The 12,428-nt window shown below is 71.4% G+C and carries 14 protein-coding genes; 7 read left to right on the top strand and 7 right to left on the bottom strand.

The features are described from left to right. Positions 1-163 precede the first annotated feature (163 nt). The 5 genes from rpmH to ACA089_RS12260 all read left to right on the top strand — a co-directional run bounded on the left by rpmH (position 164) and on the right by ACA089_RS12260 (position 5,130). Positions 164-304, top strand: a complete 141-nt coding sequence (rpmH, locus tag ACA089_RS12280; RefSeq protein WP_024892171.1) for a 50S ribosomal protein L34 — start codon at positions 164-166, stop codon at positions 302-304. Positions 305-357: 53 nt separating this feature from the next. After that, a complete protein-coding gene (rnpA, locus tag ACA089_RS12275; protein ID WP_372017168.1) occupies positions 358-801 on the top strand; it encodes a ribonuclease P protein component in 444 nt (147 codons plus the stop codon). A 22-nt stretch (positions 802-823) separates the two neighbouring features. Next, positions 824-2,527 (top strand): membrane protein insertase YidC, encoded by a 1,704-nt coding sequence (yidC, locus tag ACA089_RS12270; protein ID WP_372017166.1) that lies wholly within the window; start codon positions 824-826, stop codon positions 2,525-2,527. A gap of 73 nt (positions 2,528-2,600) precedes the next feature. Continuing rightward, positions 2,601-3,959, top strand: a complete 1,359-nt coding sequence (gene mnmE, locus ACA089_RS12265; RefSeq protein ID WP_372017164.1) for a tRNA uridine-5-carboxymethylaminomethyl(34) synthesis GTPase MnmE — start codon at positions 2,601-2,603, stop codon at positions 3,957-3,959. A 178-nt stretch (positions 3,960-4,137) separates the two neighbouring features. Next, complete coding sequence (locus tag ACA089_RS12260; protein ID WP_372017162.1) at positions 4,138-5,130, top strand: energy transducer TonB; 993 nt, start codon at positions 4,138-4,140, stop codon at positions 5,128-5,130. 71 nt (positions 5,131-5,201) lie between these two features. Here ACA089_RS12260 and ACA089_RS12255 read toward each other — a convergent pair whose 3' ends face one another. The 7 genes from ACA089_RS12255 to ACA089_RS12225 form a co-directional block, all read right to left on the bottom strand. Continuing rightward, positions 5,202-6,383, bottom strand: a complete 1,182-nt coding sequence (locus ACA089_RS12255; protein WP_372017160.1) for an ABC transporter permease — start codon at positions 6,381-6,383, stop codon at positions 5,202-5,204. Next, a complete protein-coding gene (locus ACA089_RS12250; protein ID WP_372017158.1) occupies positions 6,380-7,126 on the bottom strand; it encodes an ABC transporter ATP-binding protein in 747 nt (248 codons plus the stop codon). The genes ACA089_RS12255 and ACA089_RS12250 overlap by 4 nt, the downstream gene beginning before the upstream one ends. Positions 7,127-7,157: 31 nt before the next feature. Further along, on the bottom strand, positions 7,158-8,681 hold the full coding sequence (locus ACA089_RS12245; RefSeq protein ID WP_372017156.1) for an alpha/beta fold hydrolase: 1,524 nt from the start codon (positions 8,679-8,681) through the stop codon (positions 7,158-7,160). A 55-nt stretch (positions 8,682-8,736) separates the two neighbouring features. After that, on the bottom strand, positions 8,737-8,928 hold the full coding sequence (locus ACA089_RS12240; RefSeq protein WP_372017154.1) for a helix-turn-helix transcriptional regulator: 192 nt from the start codon (positions 8,926-8,928) through the stop codon (positions 8,737-8,739). 10 nt (positions 8,929-8,938) lie between these two features. Next, on the bottom strand, positions 8,939-9,520 hold the full coding sequence (locus ACA089_RS12235; protein ID WP_372017152.1) for a hypothetical protein: 582 nt from the start codon (positions 9,518-9,520) through the stop codon (positions 8,939-8,941). After that, the gene (locus ACA089_RS12230; RefSeq protein ID WP_372017150.1) at positions 9,517-9,687 is read right to left on the bottom strand and encodes a hypothetical protein; all 171 of its coding nucleotides are present in this window, start codon (positions 9,685-9,687) and stop codon (positions 9,517-9,519) included. The genes ACA089_RS12235 and ACA089_RS12230 overlap by 4 nt, the downstream gene beginning before the upstream one ends. 117 nt (positions 9,688-9,804) lie before the next feature. After that, positions 9,805-10,527, bottom strand: a complete 723-nt coding sequence (locus ACA089_RS12225) for an FAD-binding oxidoreductase (RefSeq protein ID WP_372017149.1) — start codon at positions 10,525-10,527, stop codon at positions 9,805-9,807. A gap of 141 nt (positions 10,528-10,668) precedes the next feature. On the opposite strand from ACA089_RS12225, the gene ACA089_RS12220 reads away from it, so the two are divergent. Continuing rightward, positions 10,669-11,619: an ABC transporter ATP-binding protein gene (locus ACA089_RS12220; RefSeq protein ID WP_372017147.1), complete on the top strand. Its 951-nt coding sequence runs from the start codon at positions 10,669-10,671 to the stop codon at positions 11,617-11,619. Further along, positions 11,616-12,428 carry an ABC transporter permease gene (locus ACA089_RS12215; RefSeq protein WP_372017145.1) on the top strand — a complete coding sequence of 271 codons (813 nt, stop codon included), beginning with the start codon at positions 11,616-11,618 and terminating at the stop codon, positions 12,426-12,428. Before ACA089_RS12220 ends, ACA089_RS12215 begins: the two co-directional genes overlap by 4 nt.

Genomic DNA, 12,428 nt, shown 5'->3' with positions numbered 1-12,428 from the left:
GGCCAGCCTACCATCCGGGTCCGGGTTTCCCAAGACTTACTCACAGGGCATCCACAGCCGCCGGCCGCGCGTCCCGCCGATGGCTTGCCGCCCGGCTTGACCCCGCCTCGCCGGGGCCCGTAGAATTTCCGGTTCTTTCGATCCGAACAAGCCGAGTGCCGCCATGGCCACCAAGCGCACCTACCAGCCCAGCAACCTCAAGCGCAAGCGCGACCACGGTTTCCGTGCCCGCATGAAGACCGCCGACGGCCGCAAGATCCTGGCGCGCCGCCGCGCCAAGGGCCGCAAGCGCCTGAGCGCCTGATCGCCGTCCGGCCCTGCCCCGGGCAGCGCCGGTCGCCGCGATCCGCAACACCGATGACCTCCGACCCGCGCGCGCGATTCCCTCGCAGCGCGCGGGTTCGTTTGCGCGCCGAATATGCCGCCGTGTTCGAGCAGGGCCGGCGCATCGGCGATCCCCTGCTCGGCCTGCACTGGACGTCCGGCCCGCAGCCGCCGCGGCTGGGCCTGGCGGTGTCGCGCAAGGTCGATCCGCGCGCTGTCGGCCGCAACCGCATCAAGCGCATCCTCCGCGAAACGACCCGCCACCTTCGCCCGCAGCTGGCCGGCGGCGACTATGTCGTGGTGGCACGCCCCGCGGCCGGCAGCGCCGGCAATGCGCAGATCATCGATGCTTACCTGAGGCTGCTGCGCCGCGCCGGCGCATTGCCGGTCCCCGCGGCCGGCGGCACAATGCCGGCGGCCACTTCGCCCCATTCGCAGAGTCGGTCCCCGACTTCCTCTTCCCCGCCGGACGCATGAACCGGCCGAGCCTGCCTGCCCGATGAACCAGACCCGCGTATTCCTGATCCTTGCCTGGCTGATGGTGGCGATGCTGCTGTGGATGGAATGGGGCAAGGAGCAGGCGGCGCCTCCGGCCGCCCCCACGCCGGCCGCGGCGACCACCGCCTCGCCCGCCGTTCCGGCGCCGGCTCCCGCCACCACCACCGCGCCGGCCGGCGACGCCGCGGTGCCGGGCGCGACCGCCGCGCCACCGCCCGTGGCCGCTGCAGCCCCGGCCGCACCAGGCACGCGGGTCAGTGTGCGCACCGATGTGCTGGACCTGGTCCTGGACGGCGGCAGCGTGCTGCAGGCCGACCTGCCGAAGTTCCCGCAGACCCGGCAGCCGGGCAGCGCCCCGGTGCGGCTGTTCGATACCGACCCGACCCACTTCTACGCCGCCCAGGCGGGCTGGGTCAGCGCCGGCGGCGCCGCACCCAACCACCAGGCCGGTTTCGTGCCGGCCGGTCCGGAGCGCGCGTTCGTGCTGGCCGATGGCCAGGAGCAGGTGGTGGTGCCGTTCGTCTGGCAGGGACCGGACGGGGTCAGCATCCGCCGCACCTACACCCTGACCCGCGGCTCCTACGCCGTGGAAGTGCGCGACGAGGTGACCAACCAGGGCAATGCGCCGTGGCAGGGCCAGATCTACCGCCAGCTGATCCGCAAGCCGCCGCAGATCAAGCGCGGCTACACCCAGCCGGAATCCTTCAGCTTCACCGGTTCGGCCTGGTACAACGGCGACTACCAGCGCCGCAAGTTCGACGAGGACTATCTCGAGGACGGCCACGTCAACCAGCGCACCGAACGCGGCTGGATCGCGATGCTGCAGCACCACTTCTTCAGTGCCTGGATTCCGGAAGGCCAGCAGCCGTCGACCATCTCGCTCGATGCGCCGGCCAGCGGCGCGCTCGTGCGCGAGCTGGGCGATGCGCTCCTGGTCGCGCCCGGTGCCACCGCCGCCACCCAGGCGCGCCTGTACGTCGGCCCGAAGCTGGTCTCGGAGATCCGCGCCCAGCAGGTGCCCGGCCTGGAACGCGCGGTCGACTACAGCCAGTTCTCGATCCTCGCCGTGCTCGGCGAGGGCCTGTTCTGGGTGCTGAGCCACCTGTACGGCCTGTTCGGCAACTGGGGCTGGGCGATCATCGGCCTGGTGCTGCTGGTCAAGCTGGTGCTGTATCCGCTGTCGGCGGCGCAGTACAAGAGCTTCGCCAAGATGCGCAAGTTCCAGCCGCGCATCCAGCAGCTGAAGGAACGCTATGGCGACGACCGCCAGAAGTTCCAGGAAGCGATGATGGAGCTGTACAAGAAGGAGAAGATCAACCCGATGGGCGGCTGCCTGCCGATCCTGGTGCAGATGCCGGTGTTCCTGGCGCTGTACTGGGTGCTGGTCGAGTCCGTCGAGCTGCGCCACGCGCCGTGGATCCTCTGGATCCAGGACCTCACCGCCCAGGATCCGTACTTCATCCTGCCGGTGATCAACGTCGCGGTGATGTGGTTCACCCAGAAGCTGCAGCCGGCCCCGGGCATGGATCCGATGCAGCAGAAGATGATGCAGTTCATGCCGCTGGTGTTCGGCGTGATGATGGCCTTCTTCCCCGCCGGTTTGGTCCTGTACTGGGTCACCAACGGCGCGCTGGGCCTGCTGCAGCAGTGGTGGATGATGAAGCGCCACGGCGAGCCGGCACCGAAGGCTTCGCCGGCCAAGTGACCGCTCCGGCCCCGGCGTTCCCGCAGAAACCCGCCCTGACCGGCGGGTTTTTGCTGTGCCAGACTCGACGGACATGAGCCCCCCCCGCCCCGCCGACGACACGATCGCCGCCATCGCCACCGCTCCGGGTGCGGGAGGGGTCGGCATCGTGCGCCTGTCCGGCCCCCGCGCACTGGCGATCGCCGAAGCGGTGGGCGCCCGCGCGCTGCTGCCGCGGCGGGCGACGCGGGCGGTCTTCACCGAGGCCGACGGCGCGGCGATCGACGACGGCATCGCGCTCGCCTTTCCCGGTCCGCACAGTTTCACCGGCGAGGACGTGGCGGAACTGCAGGCGCACGGCAGCCCGGTGCTGCTGCGCCGCCTGGTCGAGCGCTGCTGCCAGCTCGGTGCGCGGCCGGCGCGGCCGGGCGAGTTCAGCGAACGCGCCTTCCTCAACGGCAAGCTGGACCTGGTCCAGGCCGAGGCCATCGCCGACCTCATCGCCGCGGCGGACCTGCGCGCGGCGCGCGCCGCCCGCCGCTCGCTCGAAGGCGCGTTCTCGCAACGGATCGAGGCCGCAGCCGACACCCTGCTGCGGCTGCGGATCCACGTGGAAGCGGCGATCGACTTCGTCGACGAGCCGATCGAGACCCTGGGCATCGCCGGCGTGCGCCGCGACCTGGACGGGCTCTGCGACGACCTGCACCGCTTGCTGGACGAAGCCGAGCGCGGCCGCCGCCTGCGCGACGGCCTGCATGCGGTGCTGCTCGGGCCGCCCAACGCCGGCAAGAGCTCGCTGCTCAATGCGCTGGCCGGCGATGCGCGTGCGATCGTGGCCGACATCGCCGGGACCACCCGCGACGTGCTGCGCGAAACGGTGCGCATCGACGGGCTCGAATTCGAACTCTCCGACACCGCCGGCCTGCGCAAGGGCGGCGACGCGATCGAGCGCGAAGGCATGCGCCGCGCCCATGCCGAACTGCAGCGCGCCGACGTGGCCCTGCTGGTGCTGGATGCCCGCGACCCCCAGGCCGGGCGTGCCGAGCTGGAAGCCGCTTCGGCCGGCGTCCCGGCACGCCTGTGGATCCTCAACAAGACCGACCTGGCCGACGCTCCGCCGGCCGGCCCGCCGCCGGGCGCCGACGAGGTCCGGGTCTCGGCCCTGACCGGGGCGGGCCTGGACACGCTGCACGCGGCGCTGCGGGGCCTGGCCGCCGGCGGCACGCCGGAGTCGGGCGAGGGCGAGTTCAGCGCCCGCGCCCGCCAGGTCGACGGCGTGCGCGCCACCCTCGGCCATGCCCGGGCGGCGGCGGCCGAACTGGCGGTCGAGCACATGGAGCTGGCCGCCGAGGAACTGCGCCTGGCCCACGGCGCCCTGGGCGCCATCACCGGCCAGACCAGCGCCGACGAGCTCCTGGGCCACATCTTCTCCAGCTTCTGCATCGGCAAGTAGCCGGAACCGCGACATGACCGCGGTCACGCTTTGACCGGGGACCGGATCGGCGCAGGGCGGGCACGATCGGGCCCTGGCGCTTGTGGCGCGCCCCTCCGCGGTTGACAATCCCGGGCAGATGGCGCGATCTAGGGGACGCCATCGGCCGTACCACACGCTTTCCACGGGGGAGTACCGAATGCTGTCCATGACGATTTCGCCGAAGTCGCGGCTGTGCGCGTGCCTGCTGCTGGCCGCCACGCTCGGCGCCTGCTCCAAGCAGGAAGAAGCCGCGCCGGCGGCCGCCACGCCGGCCGCCAGCACGCCGGCACAGGCTCCGGCCGCCGCGCCGCCGGCACCCGCTGTCGCCGCCACCGTGCAGGCGATGGGGGCCGACCAGCTGCGCGAGGCCGCCAGCCAGGCGCTGCGCGAGAACCGGATGTACGCGCCGGCCGGCGACAACGCCATGGAGTACTACCTGGCCCTGCGCGACAAGCTGCCGGACGACGCGTCGGTGTCCAGCGCGCTGACCGACCTGATGCCCTATACCGTCATCGCCGCCGAGCAGGCGGTGTCGCGCGAGCAGTTCGAGGAGGCCCAGCGCCTGGTCGCGCTGATCGAGAAGGCCGACAAGTCCGCCCCGGCGCTGCCGCGCATCAAGCAGAGCATCGCCACCTCGCAGCAGGCCGTGGCCCAGCGCAGCGAGGCCGAGGCCGCCAAGGCCAAGTCCGATGCCGAGGCGCGCGCGCAGGCCCAGCAGCAGCAGGCCCAGCAGCAGGCGGCGGAAGCCGAAGCCGCCCGTCGCCTGGCCCAGCAGCAGGAAGCCGCCCGCCAGGCCGCCGCCCGCGAGGCCGAGCAGCGTGAAGCCGCCGCGCGCCAGGCCGCCGCGCAACCGCAGGCCGCCCCGGCAGCCGCCCCGGTCACGCCGCCGGCGCAACGCAGCCTGCGTCCGATCGCCATGCCCGCCCCGCGCTACCCGCCCGACGCGCTGCGCGCCGGGACCTCCGGCGAGGTGCTGGTCGAGTTCACCGTGGGTACCGACGGCTCGGTGACCGAGGCCCGCGTGCTGCGCGCCAACCCGGCCCGCACCTTCGACCGCGAAGCGCTCAACGCGGTCCGCCGCTGGCGCTTCGAACCGGTGGACGCGCCGGTCACCACCCGCCGCACGGTGGCCTTCAGCCCCGGCGGCTGAGCCGCTGCCGCGGCGGAAAAGAAAAGGCCCGGCAACGCCGGGCCTTTTTTTGCCTGTCGCCCGCCTGGAGCTCAGGTCGAGATCGCCAGCTTCTCCTGGCGGTAGCGCATGACCGCCGCGATCCACAGCACCAGCGCCAGGCCCAGACTGCTGGCCAGGTAGATGCCCCAGACCTGCGCGCTGATGACCTCGGCGCGGATGACCTTGAGCAGCAGCTGGTTCTGCGCCAGGAACGGCACCGCGAACTGCCACAGCTGGGTCTTCACCGGGTTCACCATCAGCATCATGGTCGGGATCATCGGCATCAGCATCAGCCACGTCATGTGGCTCTGCGCCTCCTTCAGGCTCTTGGCCGCGGCCGCCAGGAAGGTGAGCAGCGAGGTGCCGATCAGCAGCATCGGCAGCAGCACGAACAGCATCTTGGCGATCGACAGCATCGACATGTCCAGGGTGCGGGCCATGCCGGTGGCGAACTGCGCGCTCAGCTTGATCGCCAGCAGGGACAGCAGCAGCGACACCAGCCCGAGCAGGCAGGCGGCCACGATCTTGCCGGTGACGATCGCGCCCCGCGCGGCCGGGGTCGCCAGCAGCGGCTCCAGCGTCTGCCGCTCGCGCTCGCCGGCGGTGGCGTCCAGCACCAGCGCGGCGCCGCCGAGGAAGGCGGTGATGATCAGGAAGTACGGCAGCATCACCGACAGCATCAGGCCGCGCTTGGCTTCGGGCGTGGACACGTCCAGCGTGCCGGTGTTGACCGGCTGGCCCACCGACGGATCCATGCCGCGCGCAAGCAGGCGCAAGGCGCCGACCTGGCCGCTGTAGGCCGCCAACGCCCCGCGCAGCCGCTGCCCCGGGATGCTGGCGTCGCGCTGCGTGCTGTCCAGCATCACCTCCACCAGCGCCGGCCGGCCCGCGCGCCAGTCCTCGGCGAAGCTCTCCGAGATGCGCAGGCCGACGTCCTGGCGCTGCTCGCGCAACGCCGCTTCCAGGTCCGCTGGTGCCTCCACCGCCTTGATGCCCTGGGTGGCGAGGAAGGCGACCAGGTTCGGCGCGCGCTCCATGCCGATGACCGGCACCTCCAGGGTCCGGTCGATCTGGGTCCTGGCCCGCTTTTCGGCCAGCGTGCCCATGCCCAGGATCAATGCGGGGAACAGCAGCGGCCCGAGCAGCAGGGTCAGCGCCAGCGTGCGCCGGTCGCGGCCGATGTCGCGCAGCTCCTTCAGCATCACGGTCCACATCGTCGACAGCATGCTCATGCGTGCAGGCCCTCCTCCGACCCGATCACCTTGACGAAGGCGTCCTCCAGGTTGTCCTCGCCGGTCTGCGCGCGCAGCTGGTCGGCGGTGCCTTCGGCCACCACCTGGCCCTTGGCGATGATCACGATGCGATCGCAGAGCGCGGCCACCTCCTGCATGATGTGGCTGGAGAAGATCACGCAACGGCCTTCGTCGCGCAGCTTGCGCAGGAACTCGCGCATCGCGCGCGTGGTCATCACGTCCAGGCCGTTGGTGGGCTCGTCGAGGATCACGTTGCGCGGGTCGTGGACCAGGGCGCGCGCGATCGCGGTCTTGGTCCGCTGGCCCTGCGAGAAACCCTCGGTCTGGCGGTCGAGGATCTCGCCCATGTCCAGCGCCGAGGACAGCACGTCGATCCGCTCGGCCACGCGCGCGGCGGGAATGCCGTGCAGGCGGCCGAAGTAGGCGATGTTCTCGCGCGCGGTCAGGCGCTTGTACACGCCGCGGGCGTCGGGCAGTACGCCCAGCGCGCGGCGCACCGCCACCGGGTCCGCCGCCGGGTCGACGCCGTCGACCTCGATCCGGCCCTGGTCGGGCTTCATCAGCGTGTAGAGCATGCGCAGGGTGGTGGTCTTGCCGGCGCCGTTGGGCCCGAGCAGGCCGGTGATCTGGCCGTCGTGCGCCTCGAAGCTGACGCCGGACACCGCGTTCACGGTGCCGGTCTTGGTCTTGAAGCTCTTGTGCAGGTCGTGGGCGCGGATCATGGCGCGGCTCCCGCTGGAATGTGTCGGCGCATCAGGGTTCCCATCCGTTGAAACTGGTGAAAGGCGGCACGTAGGTCATCGAGTCCAGGCAGCCGGCATCCAGCGCCCTGGCATCGGTCGATTCGAGGAACTGGCCGAGCAGCTTCGGCATGCAGCCCAGGCCGAGGGTGCCGTGGGCCTGGCCGCGCAGCACCAGGTGGCGTCCGTTGGGCAGGGTCTGCACGACGCGCTCGGCATAGCGCGGCGGCGTCACCGGGTCGAACTCGCCCGACAGCAGCAGCACCGGCAGGTCCGACGTGAGCGGGGCGGTGAAGTCGTCGGGACGCCCGCCATGCGGCCAGCTGCCGCAGGCGGCGAAGAACATGCGCGCCACGTCGGGTCCGAGCAGGGTGCCCTCCGCGCCGCCTTCCTGGTAGCGGTCCGCGTCCTCGGCGCAGATCACCGACCACTGCATGCCGCGCGCCATCGAGCCCCCCATGTTGCGGCCCATCAGGTCGTGCAGCGACATCAGCGGCGCGTAGCGGCCCTGGCTGGCCTCGTCCAGCACCAGCGGCAGCAGCGAGGCGGTCTGCGGCATGTACGAGAACATGAAGGCCAGGCCGGTGACGGTGTCGGCGTTGACCGTGCCGCTGCGGCTCTCGCCGGTGGCGGGGTCGCGGTAGTCGACCTGGGCCGGTGCTTCGCGCAGGCGCGCCACCAGCGTGTCGAGCTGGGCGCGCGCGTCCTGCGGGAAGCGCTTCGCGCACGCGGGCAACTCGCGGCAGTTCGCCGTCTGCAGCTTCAGCGCGTCCTCGAAGGTGTGCGCGAACTCGCCGCCGACCACCAGGTCGTTGGGTGCCACGCCGTCGAGGACGATGCTGCGCACGTGCTGCGGATAGCGCCTGGCGTACTGCTGGGCCACCCGCGTGCCGTAGGAGCCGCCGACCAGGTTGACCTTCGCCGCGCCGATCGCCTCGCGCACGGCGTCCAGGTCGGCGATGGCGTCGGTGGTGGTGTAGAAGCGCGGGTCGGCGCGCCCGGCCACCTCGGCGGCGCAGCGGCCGGCGAAGTCGGCGATCGCGGCCGCATCCGGCGTCGCGGTGGCCTGCGGATCGTCCCCTTCCCCGCCGGGCGCGCACGCCAGCAGGTTGGAGCCACCCGTGCCGCGCTGGTCCACCAGCACGACGTGGCGCTGCTTGCGCACGTCGCGGAAGGCCGCATCGAGCTGGGGCCAGACCTGCACCGCCGACTGGCCGGGGCCGCCGGCGAGGAAGAACACCGGGTCCTCGCTGGCCGAGCCCTCCTCGGTCGCCGGCAGCCAGGCCAGGTTGAGGCGGATCCGACGCCCGTCCGGCGCCTCGCGGTTCTCGGGCACTTCGAAACTCGCGCATTGCGCCTGCACGTTGCCGGCCGACATGCCGCTGGCCAGCGTGCAGGGTTCGAAGGCGATGGCGCCGTAGTGGCGGGTGGAAGACGTGGCCGGTTCTGGCGCCGGCGCGGAATCGCAGCCGCCCAGCAGCGCGGCCGTGGCGGCGAGCGCGGCGAAGGCGGGGAGATGGCGGGTCGTGCGGGACATCATCGAAACAGCCCCTCGTGGGTGGGTGGGAAGGTGGAACGGAGCGGTGCCGGCATCAGTCCGGCATGAACACGTCTTCGATCTGCAGGCCGAACAGGCGCGCGATGCGGAACGCCAGCGGCAGGCTGGGATCGTACTTGCCGGTTTCCAGCGCGTTGATGGTCTGCCGCGACACGTCCAGCCGTTCGGCGAGGACGCCCTGCGACCAGTCGCGTGCCTCGCGCAGTTCGCGCAGCCGGTTGTTCATCGGCGGCGGCTCAACGGTAGCGTCGCGAGACCACGGCCTTGGCCAGGCCGTAGGTGAAGCAGACCAGTGGGAACAGCCAGATCAGCGCGGCGGATGCGGGCACGTCGATCACCCGCGCCGCCTGCAGGAAGCCGGCCGACATGTACACCAGCGAGATGAAACCCGTCGCCAGGCTGACGGCCTCGAGCTCGATGCGCTGCTGCATCTCGTCGACGTCGCGGATGTAGCGGACCATCGCCCGCAGCGCCAGCGCGATCGGCGGCACCGGCAGCAGCGCGACCATCGCCCGCAGCGCCGGCGCCTCGACGTGCCGCAGCAGGGTGATCGAGGCGAACAGGACCAGCACGTAGCCGCCCATCGCCAGCATCAGTTCGCGGCTGTAGCGGCGGCGCAGGGGACTGGGCGCGGTGTCGCAGGCTTCCGGCAGCTGCCAGCGCAGCAAGGCCACGAAGGCCAGGACCAGGCCGAGCACGACAAGCAGGTAGTTGAGCCAGCCCGGCACCGGGCCGGACAGCATCCGCGGCAGGATGGCGGCGCCGGCGCCGCACAGGACGGCGCCGGCCAGCAGCAGCCAAGGCGCGGCGCGCTTCATCGCGCCTTCCCCCGCCCCAGCAGGCGGCCGATGCCCAGGCCGAGGAACGCCACGCCGACGCCCAGCAGTGCCGGCTGCGGCGCGGTCGTCCCGATGGCCACGAAGGCCAGGCCCACGCCGACGAATCCTGCGCCTGCGCCACGACGCTGCGGGGATACCGGTTCCATGCCCGATCCTGTGTCAAGGAAGCTTGACAGACCATAGGCGGCCGGCGGGCGAGCTGTCAAGCACCCTTTACACACCCCGCACGGGGCCGGGCCGGTCGGCGCGCCGTGGCCGCGACCCTACTTGTTGCTGACGTACTTCTCGCGCCGGATCTGCGGGATCGGCAGGCCATGGCCCTTGAGGGCCTCGAAGCAGGCATCGACCATGTCCGGGTTGCCGCACAGGTAGGCGATGTCGGCCGCCGGGTCGGGCGCGAAGCCCTCGAGCTGCTGCTGCACGTAGCCGTGGCGCGCATCGGCATGGGCGAGCGGCGAATCCGGCGCCGGCATCTCGCGCGACAGGCAGGGGATGTAGCGGAACCGCGGGTGCGCCGCGGCGAAGGCGCGGAAGTCGTCGGCGTAGAGCAGTTCGCCCGGCGTGCGCGCGCCGCACAGCACCACCACCTCCAGGTCGCGCTCGGCCATCTGCTGCGCCAGCACCGGCAGCATCGAGCGGTACGGGGTCACGCCGGTGCCGGTGGCGATCAGCAGGTAGCGGCGGTTGCGGTCCCCGGGCATCAGGCAGAAACGGCCGTACGGGCCGCTGGCGCTGACCCGGTCGCCGACGGAAAGGCCCTCGAACAGCGCGGTGGCGGCGCCCCCGGCGACGTGGCTGACCGCGATCTCCACCGCTTCGCCCGGGCCCATCGCATGGTCGTGGATGGTGGCCAGCGAATAGCTGCGTCGCGCCGGGGTGCCGTCGGCGTAGTCGAAATGGATCTGGATGAACTGGCCGGGGATGAAGTCCAGCGGCTGGCCGTCGTCGCGGGCCAGCACGTAGTGGCCGATGGTCGGGGCCAGCATGCGGCGGTCGACGAGGCGGAGCGGGAACTGGACGGGCACGATGGCGTTTTTCGCAACGGTGTGTGGCCGGGAGCGCACCCGGCGGCGGCCTATAATAGCCGCAGCCCAAGAACAGGCGCCGTCCACGGCGCGAAGGCGTCCATGACTTCCCACGGCGAGGCAGCGGTCCCCGCGCTGCGCGTGCGCGACCTGCGCAAGACCTACGACAACGGCGTGCAGGCGCTCAAGGGCGTCTCGCTCGACGTCGCCCCCGGCGACTTCTTCGCCCTGCTCGGCCCCAACGGGGCCGGCAAGTCGACCCTGATCGGCATCACCAGTTCGCTGGTCAACCTCAGCGAGGGCTCGGTCGAGGTGTTCGGCGTGGACCTGGTCGCGCGGCGCAGCGATGCGATGCGGCTGATCGGGCTGGTGCCGCAGGAGATCAACTTCAACCTGTTCGAGCAGCCGTTCGACATCCTGGTCAACTACGCCGGCTTCTACGGGATCCCGCGCGAGGAAGCCGAGGCGATGGCCGAGGCCGAGCTGCGCCGCGCGCACCTGTGGGACAAGGCGCGGGTGATGAGCCGCACCCTGTCCGGCGGCATGAAGCGGCGGCTGATGATCGCCCGGGCCATGATGACCCGGCCGCGCCTGCTGATCCTGGACGAGCCCACCGCCGGGGTGGACATCGAGATCCGCCGCGACATGTGGCGGGTGCTGCGCGAGATCAACGCCGCCGGCACCACCATCATCCTGACCACGCATTACCTCGAGGAAGCCGAGAGCCTGTGCCGGCACCTGGCGATCATCGACCGCGGCACGATCGTCGAATCCGGGCCGATGCGCGCGCTGCTGGCCAAGCTGGACGTGGAAGGCTTCCTGTTCGACATCGACGGCGCGCTGCCGGCGCAGCTGCCGGTGATCGAAGGCACCACCCTCACCGCGCTCGACCACCACACCCTGGACCTGGACATGCCGCGGGCGATGGACCTCAACCGCGTGTTCGCCGCGCTGGAGGCGGCGGGCATCCGCGTGCGTTCGATGCGGACCAAGAGCAACCGCCTGGAAGAGCTGTTCGTGCGCCTGACCGGCTCGCAGCGGGAGGCCGCATGAAGCAGGACGTCGACACCGCCAGCGCACCGGTGCGCAGCGACACCGCACGCAACTGGGTCGCCCTGGGCACGATCGTGCGCCGCGAGGTGCGCCGGATCCTGCGCATCTGGGGCCAGACGCTGGTGCCGCCGGCGATCACCATGACCCTGTACTTCCTGATTTTCGGCGGCCTGATCGGCTCGAAGATCGGCGACATGGGCGGGTATTCGTACATGCAGTTCATCGTCCCCGGCCTGGTGATGATGAGCGTGATCCAGAACAGCTACGGCAACATCTCCTCCTCGTTCTTCGGCGCCAAGTTCGGCCGCCACGTCGAGGAGCTGCTGGTCAGCCCGATGCCCAACTGGGTGATCCTCGGCGGCTACGTCGCCGGCGCGGTGCTGCGCGGGCTGATGGTCGGGGTGATCGTGCTGGCGATCGCGATGTTCTTCACCCCGGTGCGGGTACCGCACCCGCTGGTGACGTTCACCACGGTGCTGCTGGGCGCGACGATCTTCTCGCTGGCCGGCTTCGTCAACGCGGTCTACGCCAAGAAGTTCGACGACGTGGCGATCGTGCCGACCTTCATCCTGACCCCGCTGACCTACCTGGGCGGCGTGTTCTATTCGGTGACCCTGCTGCCGGGCTGGGCGCAGGCGCTGACCCACGCCAACCCGATCTTCTACATGGTCAACGCCTTCCGCTTCGGCCTGCTCGGCACCTCGGACGTGCCGCTGTGGATCGCCTACGCGCTGATGCTGGGCTTCACCGCCGCGCTGTCGGCGCTGGCGCTGTGGCTGCTGCGGCGCGGCGTGGGCCTGCGCAGCTGA

Origin of the sequence: Pseudoxanthomonas fibrivorans (assembly GCF_041464125.1) — a bacterium.
Lineage (GTDB): Bacteria > Pseudomonadota > Gammaproteobacteria > Xanthomonadales > Xanthomonadaceae > Pseudoxanthomonas.
This window is presented reverse-complemented; position numbering and strand designations above follow the sequence as displayed.